Here is a 25,809-nt window from a genome sequence, read left to right on the forward strand (position 1 = left end):
TACAGAAGTGTTGTGAGGGGAGAGCAGAGGTGAGTTGGTTAGCGGCGAAAATAGATTGCCTTGTCGGCAGAGGCTGAACGAGCGGCACAGTTCGTTCTGTATGCGTGACGGCGGTATGTAACGAAGAGTCGATACTTGAAGGGCTAGATGATGTTCCTGCCGAGCCATCTCCGTGTTTGTTATCTCATATCAATGGCCCAAATTCATCGATAGGAGATGCACTGGACTACTCATTGAAACTCGCCACTAGTTATCATCCATCATCAGCCATGTTGTTGATTTGAAAGGGGGGCCGAGAACAGAGATGTGTCGATAAGAACCTCTATATATGCCAACAAACTAAATGTTGATGACAATATCTTAAACCCAGATCTGAAACCTCAATACTCTCTAACAAGGCCAGGCAGTAAAGAGTCGGAGGCAATTGGCAAGATGATGAGGGTAATAGTGAAGATCTGAGGGATGGAAAAGGGGAGCCTTGTGCCGAAGGCACTGGCTCAGTAGTACTTGGATGATCAAGTCAAAGCAAGTAGCAGATACCTGTATCCAACAGGACAAAACTGATATTTTGCCAAAGTTAACTGTGCGACAAATAAAAAGAGCCACTCCTGGGAGTGGCTCTTTGCAAATCAGGCTTGCTGATTAAGCGATTACGGACGACCAGCCGGGCAGGAAGCCGCGTTGACGGCAGCGGTGCTGCCACCATGGCGACCTGAGCTGCTGACCTCACTGCGTACCAGCGGCGGGTAATCAACCGGCTCGCGGGCAGGCAGGGCAGGGGCTTCGGCCGGAGTAGCCATCGGCGCAGATGCCTTGCGGGCGCGCGCCAGCAAACCAGCACCGTGCATAACCTGCTTGGTGATGGTCGTAGCAGGTTCCGCTGCTTCCACAGCAACCTCTTCGGTTGTGGTGACAACAGGTGCGACAACTTCGTTCACCACAGGAGCCACTGGCTCGGCTGCGATAACCGGCTCTGCAACCTCTGCGGTTTCTACAGCCTCAACCACGCTTACGCTCTCGACCTCGGGGGAGGCTTCGATGGCGATGGTCGCAGGGGCTGCATCTACAACAACTTCAGTTGTTTCTGCTTCTGCTTGAGTGTCAGCAACAGTGGCTTCCACCTTGTCGGCAGCTTCTTCCGCGATGGTTTCAACGACCACATGCTCGGTCAGCGCGGCAGAGGCCTGAAGGGCTGCGGCAACAGCTTCGGCGCTCGGAATAGTGATCACCGGTACTGCAGGCTCTTCCACTTTGACCTGGGCTGCATCGGATTGAGCCGCTGCAGTCATTGTCACTTCGGCCTGCGGCTCTTCATCACGCTGGCTACGAGCCTCTTCGTTGATGCGCTTGCGACGCTGGCCTTCGATGCGTTGGTTGCGCGGAGTGCGGCGGGAACGGCGCTGGCCTTCGGCCTGCTCATCCTGCTCGTGGGCAACATTTGTTTCCACGGCGGCAGTTTGAACGTCCTCAACCGGCAGGGCAGGGGTGTCAGCGGCAGCAACATCGACACGGATCTGCTTGCGCAGTTGACGACGTTCGCGGCGCTCGGCCACTTTCTGCTCTTTTTCCTGACGCGGTTCTGCGGCAACGGCAGCGGTCTCTACGGCGTCAACCATCACTTCCGCGCGAGGTTCGCGGGGGGCACGAGGCTGGCGCGGGGCACGAGGTTCACGCTGTTCGCGTTCCTGACGAGGCTCGCGAGGTTCACGTTCCATACGCTGTTCAGTGCGTACTTCACGATCCTGACGCGGTTCACGCTCCTTGCGAGGACGACGGTTGCGGTTTTCGCTTCCTTCGCGATTATCACGGCCGGCGTTATCACGCTTCTCGGACGCATCGGCATTGTTGCGGTTACCGCGATTGTCATCACGACGACCACGTTGACCACGGCCACGGCCCTCTTCACGCTGGTGACGATGACCCTCTTCCTTGTTGCGCGTCTCACGACCTGCGGCCGCTTTCTCGGCAGGCGCTTTCACATCAGCAGATGCGGGTTCGCTACCAAACAGACCAGCGATCCCTTTGAACAGTTTGCTGAAGAAGCCACTGCCCTGTGCCGGAGTTGCCACGGTCGCGGCCGCTTGCGGCTGGGCGACAGGCGCTGGCGGAGTCGGCTGGGCAAAGCCTTGCAGCAGCGGCTGCTCGCGTTCGATCACCTGAGCCTGTTTGGGCTGATAGACCGGCTTGGCAATTTCGGTTTTCAGCTCGTAGCTGGCCCCTTCCGGGATCTCGCTCTGGCGGATGCGTGTCACTTCATAGTGCGGTGTTTCCAGATGCTGATTCGGAATGATGTAGACGCGAACATCATTACGCTGCTCCAGGCTGGCGATGGAGGAACGTTTTTCGTTCAGCAGATAGGCGGCGACATCGACCGGTACCTGAGCATGCACCTGTTCGGTGTTGTCCTTCATGGCCTCTTCTTCGATGAGACGCAGGATGGACAGAGCCAGCGACTCGTTGTCGCGGATCACACCCTGGCCCTGGCAACGAGGGCAGATATGGCTGCTGGACTCGTTGAGGGAGGGGCGCAGGCGCTGGCGAGACATCTCGAGCAGACCGAAACGGGAGATACGGCCCAGCTGGATGCGGGCACGATCCTGATGCACGGCTTCACGCAGACGATTCTCCACTTCGCGCTGATGGCGAACCGGGGTCATGTCGATGAAGTCGATGACGATGAGGCCACCCAGGTCACGCAGGCGCAGCTGGCGAGCGATCTCGTCGGCTGCTTCCAGGTTGGTCTGTAACGCGGTTTCTTCGATATCACCGCCCTTGGTGGCGCGGGAGGAGTTGATATCGATGGAGGTCAGTGCCTCGGTTGGATCGATGACGATGCTGCCACCGGAGGGCAGACGCACTTCACGCTGGAAGGCAGACTCGATTTGGCTCTCGATCTGGAAGTGGTTGAACAGGGCAACTTCACCCTTGTACAGCTTCACACGATTGAGGAAATCGGGGCGAACCAGCTCGATGTGAGCCTTGGCACGCTCGAAAATCACCGGGTTGTCGATCAGGATCTCGCCCACATCGCGACGCAGGTAGTCACGAATGGCGCGCACAATCACGTTGCTTTCCTGGTGGATCAGCACGGGAGCGGCACGCTGTTGTGAGGCCTTGTGAATGGAATCCCAGTGGTTGAGCAGAACGTTCAGATCCCACTCCAGCTCTTCCGGAGACTTGCCCACACCTGCGGTGCGCACGATGAGGCCCATGCCGTCCGGCACGGTCAGTCCGCTCAGGGCTTCTTTCAGCTCGGTCCGCTCGTCACCCTCGATGCGGCGGGAGATACCACCGGCGCGGGGGTTGTTCGGCATCAGTACCAGGTAGCTACCGGCCAGGCTGATGAAAGTAGTGAGGGCTGCACCCTTGGTACCGCGCTCTTCCTTGTCGATCTGGACGATAACTTCCTGACCTTCACGGACCACTTCTTTGATGTTGGGACGACCCTGATAGGAGTAACCGGAGGGGAAGTAATTGCGGGCGATTTCCTTGAGAGGCAGGAAACCGTGGCGCTCGGCGCCGTAGTCGACAAAAGCAGCTTCGAGACTGGGTTCTACGCGGGTGATCTTGCCCTTGTAAATGTTCGCTTTCTTCTGCTCGTGTCCCGGACTTTCAATATCCAAATCGTAGAGCTGTTGTCCGTCAACCAGCGCTACGCGCAACTCCTCTTCTTGAGTTGCGTTGATCAGCATTCTTTTCATTGAGTTCTCATTATTGTGTCATTTTGATTTCCTCCACCTGGGTCCTGCCGGCGCCGGCCTCGGGTCTTCAGCATACTGGGGCAACCTCCCGGTTGGGGTATGCATGAGGCGCAAACTGAGGGCGCTCTGGTCATCACTTCTCGAGAAGGGACGTTACGGATGCCGCAGTGGAGACAAATTAAAGGTGATGTTTGTGTTCTCCATGCGTTGTACCTCGCACCCGGGAACCGACATGTTCTTGTATACACGGTGTTTCGGGATTGGGTGGCATACTTTTTGGCCACTTAGTACAAGGCTTGAACACAATGACAAAACCTTGTTTATTATCCCATTTAAACCTCTTTTATAGCAAGGCGCCATTTTTCAACAAACCATGCAGCCAAGGGGCTCAGGCAGTGTTAAAATCCGCGCCATGACACAGATACATCAACAAGTGCAGCTGCTCACCATCGAAGCTGAGCATGACGGGCAGCGCATCGACAATTTTCTCAAGACTCAGCTAAAGGGCGTCCCCAAGAGCCTGATCTATCGCATCCTTCGCAAAGGCGAAGTGCGGGTAAACAAAAAGCGCATCAAACCGGAGTACAAACTCTGCGCGGGCGACGAAGTGCGGGTGCCCCCCGTGCGTGTGGCCGAAAAAAATGAGCTGCCCTCGGCCAACCTTGGGGTTATCCAGCGCCTCGAGAGTCAGATCCTGTTTGAAGACGATGCCATGATCGTACTGAACAAGCCTTCCGGTATGGCGGTGCATGGCGGCAGTGGCCTCAGTTTCGGCGTGATTGAAGGGCTGCGCGCGCTGCGCCCCGAAGCCCGTTTCCTCGAGCTGGTGCATCGTCTCGATCGCGATACCTCAGGTGTGCTCCTGGTCGCCAAGAAGCGCAGTGCCCTGCGCAGTCTGCACGAGCAGCTGCGGGTCAAGACCATGCGCAAACAGTATCTGGCGCTGGTACGTGGCCAGTGGCAGTCACATGTCAGGGTGGTGAATGCGCCGCTGCGCAAAAATGAGTTGCAATCTGGCGAGCGGGTGGTGCGGGTCAGTGCCGATGGCAAGCCGTCGGAAACCCGTTTTCGGATCGTGCGTCAATTCGCCGAGGCGACCCTGGTCGAGTGCAGTCCGATCACCGGTCGTACCCACCAGATCCGTGTCCATACCCTGCATGCCGGTCACCCGATCGCCTGTGATGATAAGTATGGAGAAGCCGCGTTTGACGAGAAAATGCGCAGCCAAGGGCTGAAACGACTCTTTTTGCATGCCTGGAAGCTGACCTTTACCCATCCGGCCGATGGCCGCGAGATGCAAGTCGAGGCGCCGCTTTCCCCCGAGCTCGACACCTTCCTGAACGGGTTGCCTCGCTGATGCCAATATCCGGCGCGCTCTTTTCGAGTCGTTGCTGATCAAAAAACGGGAGCCTGGGCTCCCGTTTTATTTTGTGGCATTTTATGCCGAGTCATGAGGTCAGGGGAGAGCAAGACCGTGACGCTCTAGCAGCTCGATCAGGCCGATCAGCGGCAGGCCGATCAGCGCATTGGGATCGCGTCCCTCCAGCCCTTTGAACAGCACTATTCCCATTCCTTCGCACTTGAAGCTGCCGGCACAGTCGAGTGGCATCTCGGCCTCCACATAACGCCGGATGGCATCCTCGCCCAGAGTACGAAAATGGACGGTAAAGGGCTCTACCAATTGCTCGGCACGACCGGAAACGGCATCCAGTACGCAGAGTCCGGTGTAGAAGGTAACACTGCGTCCCTGCGCCGCCATCAGTTGGGCAACGGCGCTGTCAACTGTACCCGGTTTACCGAGGATACGACCATCGCATACACACACCTGATCAGAACCGATGATCAAGCCATGATCAACTCGATTGGCGATGGCTGCGGCCTTGGTGTGGGCAAGGCGAGCCACCAGCGCTTCGGCGGTTTCACGGGGCAGGGGGGATTCATCCACCTCGGGGGCAATACATTCGAAGGGGAGGCCGAGCTTCTCCAGCAAGGCTTTGCGGTAACGAGAAGTTGAGGCGAGGATCAGATTCTGTGGCATAATTCAGGTACCGATGAGAACGAGTACCGGCATTCTAGGGACTTGTGAGGTTAAAATCATCGGCGGTAAGGACTTTTTCCTTTGACTATCAGTTGTTAGACCTATATTATTCGCGCCCTATGCAAAAGGTGAAGTTGCCCGTTAAGGTTGATCCAGTCCGTAGTGCCTCGAAGCTGCTCGATTATGTCGGGATGGTGGAAAAGTCGCAGATGCCCAGGCTGGAGGAATCAACCGCTGGCTTGCAGAGTGATATCGAGGTATCACTGCACTTTGGCAAAGATGTCCAGAAGTTGACCGTTATGAAAGGCACTGCCCATGCCAAGGTTGACCTGGTTTGCCAACGCTGCGGAGAGATTTTCGAACATCTCTGTGAAGCTGAATTTATCTACACTCCGCTGTTCGAAAGAACAAACGAGGAAGAACTGCCGGAAGCTTATGAGCCCATTGAGTTGGACGAAAACGGCGAGATAGATCTTCATCAAATCCTGGAGGATGAACTCATCCTCTCGTTGCCTCAAGTGGCCATGCATTCTCTGGATGCGTGCCCGCGAGGCAACATGGAGATGACCTGGGGTGAAATCGAACCTGCTGATGAGCGGCCGAATCCCTTTGCAGTTCTTGAAGAGCTTAAACGTAAGTGAATTTAGGAGTTAGCCTACAATGGCCGTACAACAGAACCGTAAAACCCGTGCCAAGCGTGGCATGCGTCGTTCCCACGATGCGCTGACCACCGCTGCCCTGACTGTTGATCAGACCAGTGGCGAAACCCATCGTCGTCACCACGTGACTGCCGATGGTTTCTACCGCGGTAAAAAGGTAATCGCTTAAGGATTGCCTTTGTCTACGCAAACTGTCGCGCTAGACATCATGGGGGGAGATATTGGCCCCTCGGAAACAGTGCCTGCCGCCGTGCAGGCACTGTCTCTTTTACCCCAACTAAAACTTATTCTGGTCGGTGAGCAACACCAGACCTCCTCACTGCTGCAGCAACATGGCTTGCTCAATCACCCCCGCGTTCGTTTCGTGCATGCCTCCCAGGTCGTGGGAATGGGCGACAAGCCGATCGTGGCGCTGCGTACCCTGAAAGACTCCTCCATGCGGGTAGTGCTCAACTTGGTGAAATCCGGCGAAGCCGATGCCTGCGTCAGTGCCGGCAATACCGGTGCCCTGATGGCCATGGCCAAGTGCGTGCTCAAATCCCTGCCCGGCGTCGACCGTCCAGCTCTTATCAAGGCGCTGCCCACCTTGAGTGGCAAACGTACCGTGATGCTGGATCTGGGGGCCAACGTCAGTTGCGATGCCGATACCTTGCTGCAATTCGCGGTGATGGGGTCTGTGGTGGCTGAGAAGGTCGAGGGCATTGCTGACCCCCGGGTTGCCTTGCTCAATATTGGCGAGGAGGAGATCAAGGGGAACGATCTGGTACGCCACAGCGCCGAGTTGCTTCGTCAGTGCTCCGCCCTCAACTATGTTGGCTTTGTCGAGGGAGATTGCATCTTCAGCGGCGATAGCGACGTCATTGTATGCGACGGGTTTGTCGGCAATGTTGCCCTCAAAACGGCGGAAGGGGTAGTGAGGATGATGGCCGAACTGGCCGGATATCCCCGCAAGAAGCGTACTTTTCTTGGCCGGATCGCAGGATTTCTGTTCAAACGGCGTTTTTCTTACCTGAACCCCGACCAGTATAACGGCGCAAGTCTGTTAGGATTGCGCGGCATTGTGGTAAAAAGTCATGGGCGGGCCGAACGACGCGCCCTGTGTAATGCGATCCTGCTGGCCGCACAAGAGGCCAAACATCAACTCCCACTGCAAATAGCAGATCGCCTTGAAACTGTCTTCTCCGACAGGGACCTATAAGAACTCTATGCATAGCAAAATTTTGGGTACTGGCAGCTATCTGCCGCACTCAGTACGTACCAACGCCGACCTCGAACAGATGGTAGAGACCAGTGACGAATGGATTGTGGAGCGAACTGGGATCCGTGAACGCCGTATTGCCGGTGCCGATGAAACCGTTGCAACCCTGTCTCACCAAGCAGCCCTGCGCGCACTGGAGGCCGCGGGCCTGACGGCCGCCGATCTCGACATGATAGTGCTGGCCACCACCAGCGCCGAAAACGCCTTTCCGGCCGCCGCCTGTGAACTGCAGGGGCTGCTCGGGGTGCAAGGGATCCCGGCCTTCGACGTGGCGGCCGCCTGCGCCGGCTTTACCTACGCGCTTTCCATTGCCGATCAGTTCGTCAAATCCGGTGCCGCCCGCCACGTGCTGGTCGTCGGCGCCGATGTGCTGTCGCGCATGTGCGATCCCGGGGATCGTGGCACCATCATCCTGTTCGGGGATGGGGCAGGGGCCGTGGTGATCGGTGCGAGCGACACCCCCGGCATCCTCTCCACCCATCTGCATGCGGATGGCCGTTACGGCGAGCTGCTCAAGCTGCCGCAGCCCCGTCGCGGCATGCCGGGGGCCGAGCTCGAAGCCTACATGTACATGAAGGGCAATGATGTCTTCAAAGTCGCGGTCACCCGTCTGAGCGAGATCGTCACCGAAACCCTGGCCGCCGCCGGCACCGAGCCGAGCGAGCTGGACTGGCTGGTGCCCCATCAGGCCAACTTCCGCATCATCAGCGCCACCGCCAAGAAACTTGGCATGGGGCTGGACAAGGTGGTGCTGACCCTCGACAAACACGGCAACACCTCTGCCGCCTCCGTGCCCATCGCCTTTGATGAAGGGGTGCGTGACGGCCGGATCAAACCGGGCCAGCTGGTCTTGCTGGAAGCCTTCGGCGGCGGTTTTGCCTGGGGCTCGGCGCTGGTTCGCCTCTGATCGTCAGCGGGATGGGACGAGCGTCTCATCCTGCCGTTCTCATTTTTCTCTTATTTAAAGGAATCAATGATGACCCAATTTGCCATTGCCTTCCCGGGACAGGGCTCCCAAACCGTCGGCATGCTGGCCGAGCTGGCCGAACAACATGCCGTGATCAAGGAGACCTTCGCCGAGGCGAGCCAGGTGCTGGGTTATGACCTGTTTGCCCTGGTCATGGAAGGTCCGGCCGAAGAGCTGAACAAGACTTGGCGTACCCAGCCTGCACTGCTGACCGCTTCTGTCGCGCTGTGGCGCCTGTGGCAACAGCAGGGTGGAGCGACCCCCGCCGTGATGGCAGGCCACAGTCTGGGTGAGTATTCCGCCCTGGTCTGCAGCGGCGCGCTGGCCTTTACCGATGCGGTCAAACTGGTTGAGCTGCGTGGTCTGGCCATGCAGGAAGCCGTGCCGGAAGGCACCGGTGCCATGGCCGCCATCATCGGCCTGGACAACGACGCCATCGCCGCCAACTGCGAGAAGGCGGCTGAAGGGCAGGTGGTCTCTCCGGTCAACTTCAACTCCCCGGGCCAGGTGGTCATCGCCGGTCACAAAGAGGCCGTCGAGCGCGCCAACGTGCTGATGAAAGAGTCCGGTGCCAAGCGTGCGCTGCCGCTGCCGGTCTCTGTGCCCTCCCACTGCGCGCTGATGAAACCTGCCGCCGAAAAACTGGCAGCTGCGCTGGACGGGATCGAGATCAAGGTTCCTGCCATCGCCGTCATCAATAATGTCGACGTATCCTGTGAGCAGGATCCGGCCGCCATCAAGCAGGCATTGGTGCGTCAGTTGTTCAGCCCGGTTCGTTGGACCGAGACTGTCGAGCGGATGGCCAACGAGGGAGTCATCCTCGAGATCGAAATGGGACCGGGCAAGGTACTGACCGGGCTCGCCAAGCGCATCGACAAGCGCGTGGAAGGTATTCATGCCAACGATGCCGCCTCTTTCGAGCAGGCGCTGGCCCAGATCAAGTAAACAGGAGCAATGAATGAGCTTTACCGATAAGGTTGTGTTGGTGACCGGTGCCAGTCGTGGCATCGGCCGTGCGATTGCTGAAACTTTTGCTGCCCGTGGCGCCAAGGTAGTCGGCACTGCGACCAGCGAGAGCGGCGCCGAGGCGATCAGCGCCTATCTGGGTGAACAGGGTTGCGGCATGGCGCTGAACGTGACCAGCCAGGAATCCATCGAAGCCGTCTTCGCCGCCATCAAGGCGCGTTTTGGCGACATCGACATCCTGATCAACAACGCCGGGATCACCCGTGACAACCTGCTGATGCGGATGAAGGATGATGAGTGGAACGAGATCATCGACACCAACCTCACCTCCCTGTACCGTCTGAGCAAGCCGGTGCTGCGCGCCATGATGAAGAAGCGCAATGGCCGCATCATCAGCATCGGTTCCGTGGTCGGCACCATGGGCAACGCCGGTCAGGTCAACTACGCGGCCGCCAAGGCGGGCCTGGTGGGGTTCACCAAGTCGCTGGCCCGTGAAGTGGCCTCCCGCGGCATTACCGTGAACGCGGTTGCCCCCGGTTTCATCGAGACCGATATGACCAAGGCGCTCAATGAAGAGCAGCGTGCCGGCATCATGAGCCAGGTACCTGCCGCTCGTCTGGGCGATCCAAAAGAAATTGCCGCTGCTGTGGTATTCTTGGCATCGGATGATGCCGCCTACATCACTGGCGAAACCCTGCATGTTAATGGCGGGATGTACATGGTGTAATCAATTTGTCGTGAGATCTGTTCAAATTTGCGATAGTACGCCGAAGTTTGGCGAATTTCGTGGTTTGACCAGCAGCAAGCTACTTGCAAACTCACGTCAATTGAATAAACTACCCCAACCAGACGCAATAGCGTATTTTTAAAGGAAAATTCAGGTCATGAGCAACATCGAAGAACGCGTAAAGAAAATCATCATCGAACAACTGGGTGTTAAAGAGGAAGACGTTAAGAACGCTGCCTCCTTCGTCGACGACCTGGGCGCTGACTCTTTGGATACCGTTGAACTGGTAATGGCGCTGGAAGAAGAATTCGATACCGAAATTCCTGATGAAGAAGCCGAGAAGATCACCACTGTTCAAGCGGCTATCGACTACATCACCGCTAATCAGGAATAATTTCCTGTTCTGAAGGAAGCGGCCCAAGGGCCGCTTCTTTTATATTTGTTCCCTTTCAAAATACCTCTCGGAGACTACCTCAGTGTCAAAACGCAGAGTCGTGGTGACCGGCTTGGGGATGCTTTCCCCGGTGGGCAACACTGCTGAATCCAGCTGGCAAGCCCTGCTCAACGGGCAGAGCGGCATTTCCCCCATCGAACACTTTGATGCCAGCGAGTTTGCAACCCGTTTCGCCGGCCAGGTCAAAGATTTTGATCCCGAGCAGTACGGTATTAACCGTAAAGAAGCTCGCAAGATGGATCTCTTCATTCAATACGGCGTGGCAGCCGGTATCCAGGCACTGGATGATTCTGGCCTTGTTATCAACGAAGAGAATGCCGAGCGTGTCGGCGTGGCCATCGGCTCCGGCATCGGTGGCCTGGGTCTGATTGAACAGAACCACAGCAGCCTGGTTAACGGCGGCCCCCGCAAGCTGAGCCCCTTCTTCGTGCCGTCCACCATCATCAATATGGTGTCCGGTCATCTCTCCATCATGAAAGGCATGCAGGGCCCCAACATCGCCGTGACCACCGCTTGTACCACGGGCACTCATGCCATCGGCATGGCCGGCCGGATGATCGCCTATGGCGATGCGGACGTAATGGTCGCCGGTGGTGCCGAGAAGGCTTCCACCCCGATGGGGATGGGCGGCTTTGCCGCAGCCAAGGCGCTCTCCAACCGCAACGACGAACCGCAGAAGGCGAGCCGTCCATGGGACAAGGATCGCGATGGTTTCGTGCTGGGTGACGGTGCCGGTGTACTGGTGCTGGAAGAGTACGAACATGCCAAGGCCCGTGGTGCCAAGATCTATGGCGAGCTGGTTGGCTTTGGCATGAGTGGCGATGCCTATCACATGACAGCGCCTCCCGCCGATGGCAATGGTGGTGCTCGCGCCATGAAGAACGCCATCAAGGATGCCGGGATCGCGCCCGAGCAGATCGGTTACATCAACGCGCACGGCACCTCCACTCCGCTGGGCGATGTTGCCGAATTGCGTGGCATGAAAGAGGTATTTGGCGAGCATGCCAAGTCCCTGATGATCAGCTCCACCAAGTCCATGACCGGTCACCTGTTGGGTGCTGCGGGCGCCATTGAGGCCATCATTACCGTTCTGGCCCTGCGCGATCAGATCGCGCCGCCGACCATCAACCTGGATAACCCGGATGAGGAGTGTGACCTGGATCTGGTTCCTCACGTGGCCAAGCCGGGGAACTTCGAGTACGCCCTCTCCAACTCCTTCGGTTTTGGCGGTACTAATGGTTCACTGATCTTCAAACGCGTATAATTTGCCGAAGGGCAATGACAGGGGCCCGATACTGACGGTATCGGGCCTTTTTTATCGGAGGGATCCCTTGCTTATCAATGGAATGAATGTCGATGCCATCTCGGCCAAGGATCGCGGTCTTGCCTATGGAGATGGCCATTTCACTACCATGGCGGTCAGGAATGGTCGAGTGCTGGAGTGGCCTGCTCATCTGGCCAGACTGCAGCAAGCTAACCTCCGTCTGGGGATCACAGACCCGGATTGGGAGCTGCTGGCAGAGGAACTCGATTCGCTCGTGGCCGAACAAGCAGAGTGTGTGGCCAAAGTTGTCCTGACACGTGGCGAAGGTGGGCGTGGTTATGATGGCAGTGACTGCCGGCATCCCACCCGGATCCTCTCCCTTGCGCCTTTCCCGCAACATTACAGCGAATGGCAACAAAGCGGGATCGAGATGCTGGTATGCCGGCAACGGATTGGCGATGCTCCCATGCTGGCCGGTCTCAAGACCTTGAATAGACTGGAACAAGTGTTGCTTAAAAGCGAACTAGTCAGTCGCGGTGCAGTCGAAGGAGTAGTGCTGAACAGCAGGGATTGTCTGGTGGAAGGGGTCAGTGCCAATCTGTTTTGGCGTCGGGGTAAGACGGTGTTCACGCCCGATCTGGCCCGTGGCGGTGTCGATGGCATCATGCGGCGCAAGATCATGATGATGTTGAAACAGATGAGTATTGAGTTGCGTGTGGTAGAGGCTCCGCTGGAGTCACTGCGACAAGCGGAAGAAGTGTGGCTCACCAACACCCTGATGGGAGTGGTGCCGGTCAACGGCATTGAAGAGTTTCGCTATCCCGCAGCAGTATTGAGTCGTCGTTTACAGGAGCGTTTGGTCATTGAAGTTTAATCGGCTTTACACCCTGCTCGCGGGGGCGGCCCTGACAGTGGCCGCCGCCGGGGGTTATGTGCACTACAAGTGGCAACAAGTGGAGACGCTTACCAACAAGGGGCCGACCCGGCTCTTTACGGTGGAGAAAGGGGCCCATGCCGCTCGTCTGATCGCCGAATTGGGGGAGGGGGAAACCAGCCCCTGGGCGGTGCGGCTCTGGTTGCGGGGTCATCCCGAACTGGTCGCAATCAAATCAGGTACCTATGAAATCAAGGAGGGAGCCCCGCTCAAGGAGACCCTCTCCCTGTTTGCCTCGGGCAAAGAGTTTCATTTCAGCCTGACCTTTGTCGAAGGCTCCCGTTTTGAGGACTGGCAAAAGCAGCTCTCTAGCGCCCCTTATCTGGAGCGCCTGACGGTGGAGCAATCCGAGGACGAACTGGCCCGCGAGCTTGGCATTGAAAATGGCAAGCTGGAAGGGTGGTTCCTGCCGGAAACCTATGCCTATACCACCCATGCCAGCGATCTCTCCATCTTGCGGCGGGCGCATCAGGATATGGAAGCCTTCCTGCAACAGAGCTGGGAAAAACGTCAGGCCAACCTACCTTACAAAACCCCTTATGAAGCGCTGATCATGGCCTCCATCATCGAGAAGGAGACCGGCAAACCAGAGGAGCGGGCACAAATTGCCTCTGTCTTCGTCAACCGGTTGCGTCTTGGCATGAAGCTGCAGACCGATCCCACCGTGATCTACGGGGTGAAGGATCGCTACGATGGCAATATCCGCCGCAGCGATCTGACCGACAAGAACCCGTACAACACCTATGTGATCGACGGCTTGCCGCCCACCCCCATCGCCATGCCTGGCAAGGCCTCCATTGAGGCAGCCCTTAATCCCAAGTCGACCGATTATCTCTATTTTGTCGCCAAAGGGGGCGGTGCCCACCATTTTTCCAAGACCCTCGATGAACACAATCGGGCGGTTCGTGAATACATATTGAAGAAGTCCTAATGTCTAAATTTATCGTGATCGAAGGATTGGAAGGGGCAGGGAAGAGCTCCGCGGTGCGTTATGTCACCGATTATCTGCATAACCACGGCATCGACCGCATCGAGTGCACCCGCGAACCGGGTGGCACGCCGCTGGCCGAGCGGATGCGCAGCATCGTCAAGGAGGTGCACGACGAGCGGCTCACCATCGAGGCCGAGCTGCTGTTGATGTATGCCTCCCGGGTACAACTGGTGGAAACCCGCATCAAGCCGGCGCTGGCCGAGGGGATCTGGGTAGTGGGGGATCGCCACGATCTCTCCTCCCAGGCCTATCAGGGGGGCGGCCGCGGCATCGACGCCCACTTGATTGGTGCCATCAAGCAGGCGGTGCTCGGTGACTTCAAACCGGATCTGACTCTCTATCTCGATATCGATCCTGCCGTTGGTTTACAGCGGGCCCGTCATCGCGGTGAGCTGGATCGCATCGAGCTCGAACAGCTCTGTTTTTTTGAACGTACCCGCCACCGTTACCTTGAGCTCGCGGCCAAAGATGATTCCATTGTGGTGATCGATGCAGAGCAGACTCCGGATCAGGTAAAAGCCGCCATCGAAAGCGCGCTGGATACGCATTTATGTATCCCTGGTTGATCCCCGACTGGCAGGCCCTGAGCCAGACAGCCGCCAGTGGGCGGCTGGGCCATGCCTGGTTGTTGCTGGGCGATCCCGGTCTTGGCAAGGAGCAGCTGGCGGAACGCCTGGCCCGCCTTCACCTCTGTCAGCAACCGGATCGGGGAGAGCCCTGCGGTCATTGTCACTCCTGCCAACTGTTTGACAAGGGCAATCACCCGGATCTGGGTCAGCTATCCCGTGAGGGGAAAACCATCGGGGTCGAGGCCATTCGCGATATTTGCAACCGGCTGCAGGGGTCTGCCCAGCTGGGGCGTGGCAAGGTGGTGATCATTCCCGATGCGGAGCGGATGACGGAATCGGCGGCCAATGCGCTGCTGAAGACGCTGGAAGAGCCGGCTGGCGACAGCTTGCTGCTGCTCATTGCTTCCCAGGTTTCCCGATTGTTGCCCACCATATTGAGTCGTTGCCACAAGCATGTCTGTCAATTACCCGCTGAAGGGGAGACGGTTCGTTGGTTGGCGGAGCAGGGGCATCAGGCGACCCTGGCTCAGGTGCGGATTTGTCAGGGGGCACCGTTGCGGGTACTCGACTATATCGAGCAGCAACAGGATGGCGCCCGTCGCGAATTGTTGGAGCACTTCGTGGCCCTCGGCAAGGCGCCGAGCAAGGCAACCGTACTCTGCTCACAACTGGGTCAGGAGACACAGGTCCGCTTACACTGGTTGCAGCTCTTTATATGTGATGCTCTAAAAATCCAGGCTGGCTGTGGCCATCATCAATTGGCGATGCCGGATCTGGCGGCGCTCAGTGGACAGCTGGCCGAGCAACACTCCAGCGAAAAACTGCTCGACGCGGAGCAGCAGCTGCTCGCCCTCAAGGCTGCTTGTCAGCCGGGACAGCTTTCCAATCCCACCATCCATCTGATGAACTGGCTCAGCCGCTGGTTATAGATCTGAAAAGAAAGGTTGTTTATGTTACTCGTCGATTCCCACTGTCATCTTGACCGCCTCAGCTATGGCAGCAAGCAAACCGATATGGCAGATGTCCTGGCCAAGGCGGCGAAGCTGGATGTGGGATATTTTTTGTGTGTGAGCGTCACCCAGGCGCAGTTTCCAACCATGATGGCAGCGATTTCGCCTTATCCCCAGGTGTTTGCGTCCTGTGGGGTGCATCCGCTTAATCAAGAGCCGGGTGTCGATGCCGATCTCCTGCTGCGCCAGGCCGCCGATCCTCGTGTCGTTGCCATCGGTGAAACCGGACTCGACTATTTTTATTCGCCGGAAAACAAGGCGGTGCAGCAAGCTTCGTTCCGTGAACATATCCGGGTAGCGCGCGCCCTGAACAAGCCACTCATCATCCATACCCGTGATGCCCAAGAAGATACGCTGAAGATCATGCGTGAAGAGGGGGCCGATCAGGTGGGCGGCGTGCTGCACTGTTTCACCGAATCCCTGGAAATGGCCGAGGCCGCCATGGCGATGGGTTTTTATATCTCCATATCGGGTATTGCGACCTTCAAGAATGCATCTGCCTTGCAAGCCGTGGTCAAAGCGCTGCCTCTGGAGCGACTGCTGGTCGAAACGGACTCACCCTATCTTGCCCCCGTGCCTCATCGGGGGAGGGAGAACGAACCCGCGTTTGTACGAGATGTCGCCCAGTTTATTGCAGATTTGCGTCAGATCCCCCTGGCCGAATTGGCAGAAGCCACTAGCCGGAATTTCTTCGAATTGTTCAAACTGGCCAAACCTTAGTCACAAAATGCCCCGCAAAAGTGGGGCATTTTCTTTAAACTTCAGAAACCTTGATATTCAAATTTTCATGTGCTCCATGCGTTATCTCTCACAAAAGATATTTCTTCATGCCAATGTTGTTGCTAAACGAGTTAACGAGTGTCTTAAAAAATAAAGGATTGCCCTCGGGGTTTGTTTCGTTAAATGAAGTCTCTTAAGTATCGATAATATTCATTATCGATACTTGAAGGATCTTGAAGATCCTGTAAGATCTTTCGAAACTTCACATAGAATCATAGTGTTACGTGGCTTACCCTACTTTTTCAAACCCCGCACATCAGTCACTGCAAACCGTCTTTGATGCCCAGTTAAATAGCCGGGCCAGGCGATTTCTGCGCAGTGCGAAAGCTGATTCCACACTCAATGCCTATCAGGCGGATACCCGTATCTTCGTATTCTGGTGCCAGTTACATGGGCTCGATCCACTGCAAACAACCCATCACGACATCATGAACTTTCTGGCGGATCAGGCCGATGGGGTATTGGCCGACTGGGTATGGCTGGATAAGGAAGAGGGCAAGGGGGAGCTACGTAATGGCGAACCGCGCAAGCCGGCTACTCTGGTGAGACGACTTGCAGGGATCCGCTACGCCTTCAAGCAAAAAGGCATTCACCCCATGCCAACCGAACATCCCGAAATCAAGGAGATGATGCGCGGCATAGTGCGGCTCGGTGACAACCGAAAGCGCAAAACTGGTGCCCTGACACTGCAACCTCTGGCCAGAGTGTTGAGCGGGATCGATACCTCAACCCTGGCGGGCCTTCGTGACCATACCTTGTTGCTGCTGATGTTCAGTGGCGCATTGCGCCGATCGGAAGCTGCACGAATTGAAGTCAACGACCTGGATTTTGTGGGGCAGGGGATAAGGCTTCGTCTCAAACCCAGCAAACATCAGCTGCACGAAACCGAAATAGCTTTGGTGCCTGGCAAGCAATATTGTCCGGTTCAGGGACTACAGCGCTGGTTGGAAAAAAGCCGTATCAAGGAGGGGGCACTGTTTCGCCGTATGAACCGTTGGGGGCAACTCACGGAGGAACCGCTCGGCCCGCAAGGCATCAACCTGATGATCAAGCGTCGTACCGGCCAGGCCATCGATGATCTCTATGTCAGTGGTCACAGTTTGCGCCGAGGCTTTATTACCTCGGCGGTGACCGCAGGCAAACCCATGAACAAGATCATCGAAGTGACTCGCCACAAAGACATGCGTACCTTGCAGGAGTACTTCGACGATGCAAACAAGTTCTCCGACCATGCGCTTGATGGATTGCTGTAATCATTACCGCGTCACTCACTTTTTTATGTTAAATGATATCTCTCTGATCTGGTGGTATATTTATCGCGCTTATACAAGGCCCCCATTTCGAGCGGGGGAGCGGGGAGTTTCTCTTGTCCATACCTTGTCGGCATTGAAGGTGAGAGATAACAAGGTTGGTAATTAAAATTTGCAGTACTTATGAGCCAGGAAACGAAAGAGAATTCGGCCCTCGATAATGCAGAGCGCCAGCGCCAACATGTGAAGCGCAAACAGGAAAGCCATACCCGGCTGCAGTGTTGGATCAGCAATCGCCACGCCGCACGTTTGCATGAATTGGGCATTCATCTTGAAGACAGTCAGGCTTCCCTGATAGAGCAGGCGATCGATCTGCTTTATCAGCATGAGATCTTGTCATCGCCATCCCCGGTCGAGGAAACCTTGCCCGAACCTGTCGAGTAGCTGGGAAGGGGAAACATCAGATATAAAAAAAGCCAGGTACCAATTCCTTGTACCTGGCATAGGGGAATTGGCTCCTTGCAGAGCCGTGCGCTAACTGGTGTTCGGATTGCCTTAAGCTTAGACAATGAACCCGGCTTTTCAAGATCCGACGAAAAGTTCAACCGAAGTGTGGGTTTTCCAGACTCGAACAGAGGCGGAGCCCAACACTTTTAACCAGTGGTCATTCGGCAAACAGATTGGTATCTCGCACCAGCTCGCGGGGCAGGGCATTCTTGACCCGGCTGCCGACCCATTTCCCCATCCCCAGGGTATGTCCCTGGTAACGGACGATCACCTCGCCGGCGCCAGCCTCCTGCTCGGGCCAGACATCCCGTCCCATCATGAACTCCCGTGCATTGGTACTGTCGAGCTCGACAAATCCCCGAGTTGCCAGGTCACCATGGGCCAGGGCCCATTCGTGGGTGAGGCGATAGCCTTTTTTGAAGGTCTCTGCCAATTTGAAGCCAATGCGATCGAAGCGCAGCTTGCCCTGAACCTGTTCGAACAGCGCGGGGAAGCACCATATCTCGTCATTGCGGCCAAATAACTGTCCCTGCAGCGCCACACCAAACGTGGCTGCGATGTCGCGTGCCATGGGATCCACCTCCTTGGCCGGCAGCGGCGAGAAGGGGAATTTGCCGAGTTTGCCCGGCTTGAACATGGTGTTGGGCACTGAGTGGTGCTTGCGCAATCTGGCGACGAAAAAACCTTCACTATCGAAGATTTGGGGCCAAACGTGCAGGTATCCTTCCGCTGTGCATGCCTGCTCGGCCCCGGGGAAGAGGCTAGCCAGCGAGTCAAAGCTCAAGGCATCGCCAAACTTGTCCAGCAGGGATTGGCAGATGGCCTGGTTCTCCTGCTGGCTCAATGTGCAGGTGGAGTAAACCAGTACACCACCGGGCTTGAGGGCATGGAAGGCGCTCTCCAGCAAGCCGGCTTGCACCGCCGCGATCTCCTCAATGCTCTCCAGGCTCCAGTTGCGCAGAGCATCCTCGTCTTTGCGCACCGTCCCTTCGCCGGAGCAGGGGGCATCGAGCAAAATGGCGTCGAAGGTCTCCGGCAACCATTGGCCAAATACCTTGGCATCGAAATGGGTCATGCCCACATTGGTGACGCCGCAGCGCTGGATGTTGGCACTCAATACTTTGAGCCGACTGCTGGAGTACTCATTGGCAACCAGCATCCCCTGGTTGTTCATCAGCGCAGCGATCTGGGTGGTCTTGGAGCCTGGAGCGGCGGCGGCATCGAGCAGCATGCCGTCGGTTTTGATCTTGTCACTGGCAAAGAGCGCCGTCACCGGCAGCATGGAACTCGCTTCCTGGATATAGAAGAGACCGCTCAGATGTTCCGCCGTGTTGCCAAGAGGAACGGTTTCATCGGCCCGGGTCAGCCAGAAACCTGTGTCACACCAGGGCACTGCATCGAGTTGCCAGCCAAGGGGGGCCATTTTGGCCACAAAGTCAGACACGGAGATCTTCAGGGTATTGACCCGGATACTGCGCCGCAGTGGCCGCCGACAGCTGGCTACGAACTCCTCCATGGCGAGGTGAGCCGGCATGATGGCCGCGATATGACGTAAAAAATGATCGGGAAGGTAGGTATTGTCGTGCACGGCGCCGTCTCGTCAGACCTGAAAAAGGGGCGCATTTTACCACATGCCCAGTGAGATCCTGAACGCTGGTGCCGGGAAAAATAACAAGCCCGGCGCAGAGCCGGGCTTGTGGTCAGGTTTGTGGTTAAAAAGAGGAGGCGATCAGGGTTGGATCCGGGGGCTCCACTCAAGCCACTCTTTTTCCGCCTTGGCATAGAGCGGATAGCGGTGGCCTGCCTTGACGGTCGGCCCCATGTCCCGCTCCGGGGTGTTGAAGGCAATGCCACCGGCCAGCAGGCTCTGCACCGTTTCCACCTCTATGGTGCCGCCGGTCAGACCGATGTCAGCCTTGACGCCGGAGACGTTCCAGAAGCGGGAGTGGGCTCGTACTAAATGGGCATACTCCTTATTGACGTTCACATCGATCAGCACCTCGCTGCCATCACGGGCCAGAGCGACCTTGGTCACGCTACCGACCACCATCTTGCGAAACAGCAGGGGACTGCCGACGCTCAAGCCATTGACTGACGGGCTTTTGAGGGTCAAGGCCAGCCCCACGGGATCAGTCTGACTCAGCGGGAAACGTTCTTTACCTGCCCCTTTGCCGGGCAAGGCCTCCACGAAGGCGCCCTTGATCAGAGTATCGAGATGATTCACCCCACCCAGACCCAGCTTGGCCTGTACCAGAGTGAAACGAGCCCCGGATTGCAGGAAGCGTTCGGCATACTGACCATCCAGCTGCGCCTTGAAGATCACCTGACCCAGCGCAGGTTCCAGTTCGATCTGTTCAATCTTGCCGATCTCGACACCGCGATAGCGGATCGGGCTGCCCACCCCAAGGCCAGGATTGCTCTCGGCAACCAGGGTGAGTGGCCGCACCCTGGCGGTGGCCTGCTCCTTGCTGTCAAACAACTGATGGCTGCTGCGACCTGTGCCCAGCAGATCAAACTCGATGGCACCGCGCAGCAGGGTCGCGAGATTGCCGACCTTCACCTTGACGCCATCGACCCCAACCCTGGCATCGACCGCTGCCTTTTTCCAAAATTGCGGCTGCTTCGCCAGCAGGGGCGCATAGACACCGTCGATCTCGAGTGCTATTTCGACTCCTTCGTCGATGGCCCGCAACTGTGTGACCTTGCCTGCTTCCAGCCCCAGATAGTGCACGGGCGTGCCGATGCCGATGCCATCTGCCTGGGCGGCCTTGAGCAACCAGCGCTGCGGCTTGGCATCCTGGCTGCCGAGCAGCGCCAGCTCCTGGCTGGGATAGAGGCGGTTGATCCGCTCGCCACTGGCAGCCTTCACCAGCTTGATGCCGCCACCGAGCCAGGCACTGGCCGGACTGGTTTCGACCTTGATGCCACTCAAGTCAGCATCGATCTGCAACGGCGCCGCCCGGTAGAAGCGGGCGCGAGCCAGCAGGTGCTGGTACTCGGGCTGGATCATCAGCTCGACGCTGGCATTGCCTTGCTTGTCGAGGATGAGCTGGTTGATGTGGCCCACCTGCAACCCTTTGTACCAGATAGGTGCATCCTGATTGAGCCCGGCCAGATCGTCGGCCTGCAGGGTGACACGGGTCCCCGTCTGGGGGGCTCGGTCGGTGAGCGTCATCTGCTCGACCTGGTTGCCCGCTACATAGTCCAGACGAATCGCCGGGCCCGCCAGCAGGCGATCCGCATGCTTGACCCCGGTGGGAGAGAGCGCCGCACTCTCCCAGACCAGCTGGCTCTTGTCGGTGATCCGCCAGGCCTGCTCCGGGTTGATCAGCGCCGTCACGTCCCGCCCCTTGTCGGTCAGGACAATCGGGTCGATGCGGCCAATCTCGATTCCTTCGAAGAGAATGGGCATTCCCTCCTTGACTGGCAGGTCCCCCGCATTGATGGCGATGCGTGTCCCCCGGGCTGCTTCATTCAGTCCCTTGAAGAGGGTGAAGATTTGTCCCGCTTCAGCCTCAGGTGAGGTTTTGGGTGAATCAAAAGCGATACCGCCGCTCAGGATGGAAGTCAGGCTGCCAGCCTCGACGTTGACGCCGGCCAGGCTGAAGGAGCCCTTGATGCCGCTGATGTTCCAAAAGCGGGTATCGGCCTTGATGAGGTGCTCAAAACGGGGCTCGATCACCAGATCCAGCAGCACATTCTGGTTGTCCTGGCCGAGGCGGGTGTTGATGACGCTGCCCACCTCAATACCACGAAAATAGAGCTTGGAGCCAATGCCTACCGAGCCGAGCGAATCCGCGGTCAGGTGCAGCATGCGTCCCTGCGCCTGATACCCCGGGGGAGGGCCTTCCAGAGCATCGAAGGTATCTTCAAACGGGTTGCTCTCACGCCCCGGTTGCAAGTTGATGTAGTTGCCGGAGACCAGGGTATCGAGGCCCGAGATCTCGGTAAGGGACGCCTTCGGGCTCACCAGCCAGAAATCGGAGCCCTTGCGGATTAGCGAGCGGGCGCTGCTCTCTATCTTGGCCATGACTGCAATCTTGCGACCATCTTCGGCCAGCTCCAGCTCCTGCACCACGCCGACGGCAACCCCCTGATAGCGGATCTGGGTCTTGCCGGGCAGGATGCCGTTGCCCTGGGCAAAGTTGATCTGGATAAGCTGGCCCCGGCTCGCTATCTGCTGATAGAGAAAGCCGCCTGCCAGCAGCAGGGCAATGAGGGGTAACAACCAGACCGGCGATAACCAGCGACGCTTTTCAATGACGGGTTCAGCCCCGATCATAGTGACTCCTTATTGGCTGCCTTCGACAGCGCATCGACTAAACACAGAGAATGATTCAACGGGCCGCTTTGTCCCACAGCAAGCGGGTATCGAGCATGCGGGCCGACATCATGGTCAGTACCACCACCCCGGCAAAGGCCGTGGCACCGGGGCCGGCTCGTACGCTAAGCATGACGCCGCGATCCACCAGAGCGACCATCAGGGAGATGACGAACAGATCCAGCATCGACCAGCGGCCGATGAAATCGATCACCCGGTACATCAACAGCTGCCGCTTGCGACGCACCGGCTTGCTGCGTTGCAACTGCCAGCAGATCCAGCCCAGCCCCAGGATCTTGCCCACCGGCACCAGGATACTGGCGGTCAGCACTATGGTGGCAATGCCCCCCATCTTGCTGCGATAGAGGGCCATAATGCCGCTGAAGATGGTGTCGGACTGCAGCAACCCCTTGTTGTAAAAATGGGTGATGGGTAAGAGGTTGGCGGGCAGCAACATGAAGGTGGCGAGCGCCAGAAAGCCCCATGACCAGGCCAGGGAACGGGGTATCCGCACCTGCAATTTGCTGGCGCAACGTGGGCAAACGCTACCGACCTGATAGCGCACCAGCAGGCCGCAGGTGTGGCAGCGGCACAGTCCCAGTTCACGGGCGCTGGTCACGTTGCGGCTCCTTGAGAGGAATACGTTCCCAGTAGGGGGCGGGATCAAACAGGATAAGCAGGGTCATGTTGAGCAGCATCAGGATGCCAAGGCTCAGCAAACCGCCGCCGAGGCGCACATCGGCGATATCGACCAGTTTGAACAGGGCCACCAGGAGGCTGACGATGTAGACCTCCAGCATGGCCCAATGGCGAAACACCTCCACTGCCTTCAAGGTCGGCGCCAGGAGATGCCAGCGCTTGGCGAGCCCGGAGGCGAGAGCAAAGATCCCCCCAAGCAACCCCACCGGCGCCAGCACGGCGCACCAGAGCACCAGACTGGCGACCCAGAGCTCTCCCTCTTCAAACAGCACCATGATCCCCCGCAGCAGGTTGGCGTCCGAATTGACGCCTGCGAGGCGCAGGTAGAGCAGGGGTTCAAAAAAAGCGGAGGGAAGCAGCATGAAACCCGTGATGGTGAGCGCCATCAGTTGCGAGGGGCGAAAGGCGTAACGGCCGTAGAGATGCTGGTGACAGCGCGGGCAGTGGGCATGGCGACGCAGCGGCAGTGCCTTGCGCTGAATGAGCAAGTCACACGCCGGGCAAACGATCACGGAACCGGGCTCCATCATACGATTCAACCTGTTGAAGGAATTGGTGAAATTTACCTTAAAAGCCGTCATCTGTCTTGCCTGGCGCGGGTCTGCCACGAAAGTATGATTGACGTTAACGTAAACGTGATATTAGATGAGTTAACCAGACAGATGAAAGGAGTCATGATGTCCAGTTTGCCCCCCTCGGCGGGCCTGCGTTTTCGCACTGCCCTCGCCAATGAACGCCCCCTGCAGATCGTCGGAACCATCAATGCCTACATGGCGCTGATGGCCGAGCGTAGCGGTTTTCAGGCCCTCTATCTCTCCGGTGCCGGGGTGGCCAATGCCTCCTACGGCCTGCCGGATCTTGGCATGACCAGCCTGAACGACGTCTTGACCGATGCTGAAAGGATCACGGCGGCGACCCGAGTTCCACTGCTGGTGGACATCGACACCGGCTGGGGCGGCGCCTTCAACATCGCCCGCACGGTGCGGGCCTTCGAGCGGGCAGGGGTGGCTGCCGTCCATATGGAAGATCAGGTCGCCCAGAAGCGCTGTGGTCACAGACCCAACAAGGCGGTGGTCTCGCTGGAGGAGATGTGCGATCGCATCAAGGCGGCGGTGGATGCCCGCGAGGATCAACACTTCGTCATCATGGCGCGCACCGATGCACTGGCAGTGGAGGGGATTGGCTCGGCGCTGGAGCGCGCCGCCGCCTACGTGGCCGCCGGGGCCGACATGATCTTCGCCGAGGCGGTGACAGAGCTTGGCCAGTACGATCTCTTCAAGCAGGCGGCCGGGGTACCGATCCTGGCCAACATGACCGAATTCGGCAAAACCGAGCTGTTTGATAAAGCGCAGCTCGCCACCCACGGGGTCGACATGGTGCTCTACCCCTTGAGTGCCAATCGCGCCGCCAATCAGGCGGCTCTCAACGTCTATCAACACATTCGCCAGGATGGCCATCAACGCGCCGTCGTGGAGACCATGCAGACCCGGGAGTCGCTCTACGACTTCCTCGGTTATCACCATTACGAACAGACACTGGATCGTCTGTTCACATCCAGGGACTAGGAGGAAGAGGCAATGGGACAGCAAAAACCGTTGGGTGGCGCCGGCCTGCGCGGACAGAGTGCGGGGGAGACCAGCATCTGTACCGTGGGCAAGAGCGGCACCGGGCTCACCTATCGCGGTTACGACATCAAGGAGCTGGCCGACAACGCCCAGTTCGAGGAGGTCGCCTACCTGCTGCTCAAGGGCGAACTGCCGAGCAAGCAGCAACTGCAGGAATACAAACGCGAACTGCGCCGCCTTCGCACCCTGCCGGCCGCGCTGCTGGAGGTGCTTGAGCGTATTCCCGCCGATGCCCATCCCATGGACGTGCTGCGCACCGGTTGCTCCATGCTGGGAGATCTGGAGCCGGAAGATGGCTTCGAGCATGAACACGAGGTGGCCGATCGCCTGCTGGCGGCCTTCCCGGGCATTCTCATCTACTGGTACAAGTTCAGCCACGAAGGCGTGCGCATCCCACTGGATACCGACGAGGAGTGCATCGGCGGCCACTTCCTGGCGCTGTTGCACCAGAAAGCCCCGAGCGAGCTGGAGCGGCGCGTCATGCACGTCTCCCTCATCCTCTATGCCGAGCACGAATTCAACGCTTCTACTTTCGCGGCCCGGGTCTGCGCCTCGACCCTCTCCGACATGTTCTCCTGCATCACCGCCGCCATCGGCACCCTGCGTGGGCCCCTGCACGGTGGCGCCAACGAGGCGGCCATGGCAATGATCGAGGATTGGCAGGACGAGGCCCAGGCCAGACGCGAACTGCTGGCCAAACTTGCAGCCAAGGAGAAGATCATGGGCTTTGGCCACGCGGTCTATCGCACCTCGGATCCGCGCAACGTCATCATCAAGGGGTGGGCGGAGCAACTGGCCCAAGCCTTCGGCGATGATCGTCTCTACCGCGTCTCCTGCGAGGCGGAGAAGGTGATGTGGGAAGAAAAAGAGCTCTTTCCCAACGCCGACTTCTTCCATGCCAGCGCCTATCACTACATGGGGATCCCGACCAAGCTGTTCACCCCCATCTTCGTCTGTTCGCGGGTCACCGGCTGGTGCGCCCATGTGATGGAGCAGCGTGAGCACAACCGGATCATCCGCCCGAGCGCCGACTACGTCGGTCCGGCCCCCCGTCATTTTGTCTCTCTACAACAACGATAAGGAAATCAC

Annotated in this window: 24 protein-coding genes; 18 read left to right on the forward strand and 6 right to left on the reverse strand. The window is 58.0% G+C overall.

What is annotated here, in order from left to right; all coding sequences use genetic code 11:
* Positions 1 to 650: 650 nt before the first annotated feature.
* The gene (gene rne, locus MRK42_RS10245) at positions 651 to 3,701 is read right to left on the reverse strand and encodes a ribonuclease E (protein WP_338612353.1); all 3,051 of its coding nucleotides are present in this window, start codon (positions 3,699 to 3,701) and stop codon (positions 651 to 653) included.
* A 412-nt stretch (positions 3,702 to 4,113) separates the two neighbouring features.
* Between rne and rluC the strand changes: the two genes are divergently transcribed.
* Positions 4,114 to 5,058 carry a 23S rRNA pseudouridine(955/2504/2580) synthase RluC gene (rluC, locus tag MRK42_RS10250; RefSeq protein WP_201977591.1) on the forward strand — a complete coding sequence of 315 codons (945 nt, stop codon included), beginning with the start codon at positions 4,114 to 4,116 and terminating at the stop codon, positions 5,056 to 5,058.
* 99 nt (positions 5,059 to 5,157) lie between these two features.
* Here rluC and MRK42_RS10255 read toward each other — a convergent pair whose 3' ends face one another.
* Entirely contained in the window at positions 5,158 to 5,739 is a 582-nt protein-coding gene (locus tag MRK42_RS10255) for a Maf family protein (protein WP_338612354.1), read from the reverse strand.
* Positions 5,740 to 5,858: 119 nt separating this feature from the next.
* Here MRK42_RS10255 and yceD point away from each other — a divergent pair, with 119 nt between their 5' ends.
* The 15 genes from yceD (at position 5,859) to MRK42_RS10330 (ending at position 18,012) form a co-directional block, all read left to right on the forward strand.
* Entirely contained in the window at positions 5,859 to 6,380 is a 522-nt protein-coding gene (yceD, locus tag MRK42_RS10260; protein ID WP_042026477.1) for a 23S rRNA accumulation protein YceD, read from the forward strand.
* A gap of 19 nt (positions 6,381 to 6,399) precedes the next feature.
* Positions 6,400 to 6,567, forward strand: coding sequence for a 50S ribosomal protein L32 (rpmF, locus tag MRK42_RS10265; protein ID WP_026458762.1), 168 nt, complete (start codon positions 6,400 to 6,402; stop codon positions 6,565 to 6,567).
* A 9-nt stretch (positions 6,568 to 6,576) separates the two neighbouring features.
* Positions 6,577 to 7,596, forward strand: a complete 1,020-nt coding sequence (plsX, locus tag MRK42_RS10270) for a phosphate acyltransferase PlsX (RefSeq protein WP_338612355.1) — start codon at positions 6,577 to 6,579, stop codon at positions 7,594 to 7,596.
* 7 nt (positions 7,597 to 7,603) lie between these two features.
* Complete coding sequence (locus MRK42_RS10275) at positions 7,604 to 8,563, forward strand: beta-ketoacyl-ACP synthase III (RefSeq protein WP_338612356.1); 960 nt, start codon at positions 7,604 to 7,606, stop codon at positions 8,561 to 8,563.
* Positions 8,564 to 8,632: 69 nt separating this feature from the next.
* Complete coding sequence (gene fabD / locus MRK42_RS10280) at positions 8,633 to 9,568, forward strand: ACP S-malonyltransferase (protein ID WP_017788074.1); 936 nt, start codon at positions 8,633 to 8,635, stop codon at positions 9,566 to 9,568.
* 13 nt (positions 9,569 to 9,581) lie between these two features.
* Complete coding sequence (gene fabG, locus MRK42_RS10285) at positions 9,582 to 10,316, forward strand: 3-oxoacyl-ACP reductase FabG (RefSeq protein WP_005300916.1); 735 nt, start codon at positions 9,582 to 9,584, stop codon at positions 10,314 to 10,316.
* A 157-nt stretch (positions 10,317 to 10,473) separates the two neighbouring features.
* Positions 10,474 to 10,710 (forward strand): acyl carrier protein, encoded by a 237-nt coding sequence (acpP, locus tag MRK42_RS10290; protein WP_005300909.1) that lies wholly within the window; start codon positions 10,474 to 10,476, stop codon positions 10,708 to 10,710.
* 82 nt (positions 10,711 to 10,792) lie between these two features.
* Positions 10,793 to 12,034 (forward strand): beta-ketoacyl-ACP synthase II, encoded by a 1,242-nt coding sequence (gene fabF / locus MRK42_RS10295; RefSeq protein ID WP_026457724.1) that lies wholly within the window; start codon positions 10,793 to 10,795, stop codon positions 12,032 to 12,034.
* Positions 12,035 to 12,101: 67 nt separating this feature from the next.
* Entirely contained in the window at positions 12,102 to 12,908 is an 807-nt protein-coding gene (gene pabC / locus MRK42_RS10300) for an aminodeoxychorismate lyase (RefSeq protein WP_234923345.1), read from the forward strand.
* Positions 12,898 to 13,899 carry an endolytic transglycosylase MltG gene (gene mltG, locus MRK42_RS10305; RefSeq protein ID WP_026458414.1) on the forward strand — a complete coding sequence of 334 codons (1,002 nt, stop codon included), beginning with the start codon at positions 12,898 to 12,900 and terminating at the stop codon, positions 13,897 to 13,899. Before pabC ends, mltG begins: the two co-directional genes overlap by 11 nt.
* Positions 13,899 to 14,525 (forward strand): dTMP kinase, encoded by a 627-nt coding sequence (gene tmk / locus MRK42_RS10310; RefSeq protein ID WP_042069406.1) that lies wholly within the window; start codon positions 13,899 to 13,901, stop codon positions 14,523 to 14,525. Before mltG ends, tmk begins: the two co-directional genes overlap by 1 nt.
* On the forward strand, positions 14,510 to 15,457 hold the full coding sequence (holB, locus tag MRK42_RS10315) for a DNA polymerase III subunit delta' (protein ID WP_201977598.1): 948 nt from the start codon (positions 14,510 to 14,512) through the stop codon (positions 15,455 to 15,457). Before tmk ends, holB begins: the two co-directional genes overlap by 16 nt.
* 21 nt (positions 15,458 to 15,478) lie before the next feature.
* Entirely contained in the window at positions 15,479 to 16,258 is a 780-nt protein-coding gene (locus MRK42_RS10320; protein WP_338612359.1) for a YchF/TatD family DNA exonuclease, read from the forward strand.
* A gap of 371 nt (positions 16,259 to 16,629) precedes the next feature.
* Positions 16,630 to 17,571: a site-specific integrase gene (locus tag MRK42_RS10325; protein WP_338612468.1), complete on the forward strand. Its 942-nt coding sequence runs from the start codon at positions 16,630 to 16,632 to the stop codon at positions 17,569 to 17,571.
* A gap of 180 nt (positions 17,572 to 17,751) precedes the next feature.
* Complete coding sequence (locus MRK42_RS10330; RefSeq protein ID WP_338612360.1) at positions 17,752 to 18,012, forward strand: RepB family protein; 261 nt, start codon at positions 17,752 to 17,754, stop codon at positions 18,010 to 18,012.
* Positions 18,013 to 18,232: 220 nt separating this feature from the next.
* Here the strand turns inward: MRK42_RS10330 and rsmF are convergent, their stop codons facing one another.
* From rsmF to MRK42_RS10350, 4 genes are all read right to left on the reverse strand, one after another.
* Positions 18,233 to 19,663: a 16S rRNA (cytosine(1407)-C(5))-methyltransferase RsmF gene (gene rsmF / locus MRK42_RS10335; protein WP_338612361.1), complete on the reverse strand. Its 1,431-nt coding sequence runs from the start codon at positions 19,661 to 19,663 to the stop codon at positions 18,233 to 18,235.
* Between the two features lie 141 nt (positions 19,664 to 19,804).
* Complete coding sequence (locus MRK42_RS10340; protein WP_338612362.1) at positions 19,805 to 22,357, reverse strand: MlaD family protein; 2,553 nt, start codon at positions 22,355 to 22,357, stop codon at positions 19,805 to 19,807.
* A 55-nt stretch (positions 22,358 to 22,412) separates the two neighbouring features.
* On the reverse strand, positions 22,413 to 23,015 hold the full coding sequence (locus MRK42_RS10345; protein ID WP_026458124.1) for a paraquat-inducible protein A: 603 nt from the start codon (positions 23,013 to 23,015) through the stop codon (positions 22,413 to 22,415).
* A complete protein-coding gene (locus MRK42_RS10350; RefSeq protein ID WP_042026236.1) occupies positions 22,999 to 23,625 on the reverse strand; it encodes a paraquat-inducible protein A in 627 nt (208 codons plus the stop codon). Before MRK42_RS10350 ends, MRK42_RS10345 begins: the two co-directional genes overlap by 17 nt.
* Before the next feature lie 147 nt (positions 23,626 to 23,772).
* On the opposite strand from MRK42_RS10350, the gene prpB reads away from it, so the two are divergent.
* Positions 23,773 to 24,660, forward strand: coding sequence for a methylisocitrate lyase (gene prpB, locus MRK42_RS10355; protein WP_338612470.1), 888 nt, complete (start codon positions 23,773 to 23,775; stop codon positions 24,658 to 24,660).
* 12 nt (positions 24,661 to 24,672) lie between these two features.
* On the forward strand, positions 24,673 to 25,800 hold the full coding sequence (gene prpC / locus MRK42_RS10360; protein ID WP_061477555.1) for a 2-methylcitrate synthase: 1,128 nt from the start codon (positions 24,673 to 24,675) through the stop codon (positions 25,798 to 25,800).
* Positions 25,801 to 25,809: the final 9 nt, after the last annotated feature.

This window comes from Aeromonas sp. 19NY04SH05-1, from assembly GCF_040581895.1.
Lineage (GTDB): Bacteria > Pseudomonadota > Gammaproteobacteria > Enterobacterales > Aeromonadaceae > Aeromonas > Aeromonas enteropelogenes.

Coding starts and splice junctions, on each gene's coding strand:
- fabD (WP_017788074.1), top strand. CDS start 8,633: ATGACCCAATTTGCCATTGCCTTCCCGGGACAGGGCTCCCAAACCGTC.
- MRK42_RS10340 (WP_338612362.1), bottom strand. CDS start 22,357: ATGATCGGGGCTGAACCCGTCATTGAAAAGCGTCGCTGGTTATCGCCG.
- rne (WP_338612353.1), bottom strand. CDS start 3,701: ATGAAAAGAATGCTGATCAACGCAACTCAAGAAGAGGAGTTGCGCGTA.
- MRK42_RS10330 (WP_338612360.1), top strand. CDS start 17,752: ATGAGCCAGGAAACGAAAGAGAATTCGGCCCTCGATAATGCAGAGCGC.
- MRK42_RS10255 (WP_338612354.1), bottom strand. CDS start 5,739: ATGCCACAGAATCTGATCCTCGCCTCAACTTCTCGTTACCGCAAAGCC.
- MRK42_RS10320 (WP_338612359.1), top strand. CDS start 15,479: ATGTTACTCGTCGATTCCCACTGTCATCTTGACCGCCTCAGCTATGGC.
- acpP (WP_005300909.1), top strand. CDS start 10,474: ATGAGCAACATCGAAGAACGCGTAAAGAAAATCATCATCGAACAACTG.
- MRK42_RS10350 (WP_042026236.1), bottom strand. CDS start 23,625: ATGATGGAGCCCGGTTCCGTGATCGTTTGCCCGGCGTGTGACTTGCTC.
- MRK42_RS10275 (WP_338612356.1), top strand. CDS start 7,604: ATGCATAGCAAAATTTTGGGTACTGGCAGCTATCTGCCGCACTCAGTA.
- holB (WP_201977598.1), top strand. CDS start 14,510: ATGTATCCCTGGTTGATCCCCGACTGGCAGGCCCTGAGCCAGACAGCC.
- yceD (WP_042026477.1), top strand. CDS start 5,859: ATGCAAAAGGTGAAGTTGCCCGTTAAGGTTGATCCAGTCCGTAGTGCC.
- prpB (WP_338612470.1), top strand. CDS start 23,773: ATGTCCAGTTTGCCCCCCTCGGCGGGCCTGCGTTTTCGCACTGCCCTC.
- fabG (WP_005300916.1), top strand. CDS start 9,582: ATGAGCTTTACCGATAAGGTTGTGTTGGTGACCGGTGCCAGTCGTGGC.
- prpC (WP_061477555.1), top strand. CDS start 24,673: ATGGGACAGCAAAAACCGTTGGGTGGCGCCGGCCTGCGCGGACAGAGT.
- rpmF (WP_026458762.1), top strand. CDS start 6,400: ATGGCCGTACAACAGAACCGTAAAACCCGTGCCAAGCGTGGCATGCGT.
- tmk (WP_042069406.1), top strand. CDS start 13,899: ATGTCTAAATTTATCGTGATCGAAGGATTGGAAGGGGCAGGGAAGAGC.
- rluC (WP_201977591.1), top strand. CDS start 4,114: ATGACACAGATACATCAACAAGTGCAGCTGCTCACCATCGAAGCTGAG.